1 pseudogene is annotated in these 205 nt (G+C 41.0%); it reads right to left on the bottom strand.

What is annotated here, in order from left to right:
- Positions 1–34: 34 nt before the first annotated feature.
- Positions 35–205, bottom strand: a pseudogene (locus DWX84_RS22080) (IS1380 family transposase); the annotation flags it as partial.

The raw sequence follows: 205 nt of genomic DNA, 5'->3' as shown, positions 1-205 counted from the left end.
CAATACGCAGTATCATACCCATAAGTTGTAGGCGTTATCCAAAATCAGTCTGAAAAATATCTGCGTAAGCATTATTACAGGTATAGATATTCAGCACATACCGCCTTGATGTTCTGATCCACTTGGCTGGTACAGAGACAAACCTGAAGACAAACGCTTTTATGCGACTTGTTGCATTGAGTCCGAACCTCTTTACGTCAAGTCT

This window comes from Parabacteroides sp. AF21-43 (genome assembly GCF_003635435.1).
Lineage (GTDB): Bacteria > Bacteroidota > Bacteroidia > Bacteroidales > Tannerellaceae > Parabacteroides > Parabacteroides distasonis.
The sequence above is the reverse complement of the archived record's forward strand: the minus strand, read 5'-3'. Positions and strand labels throughout refer to the sequence as shown.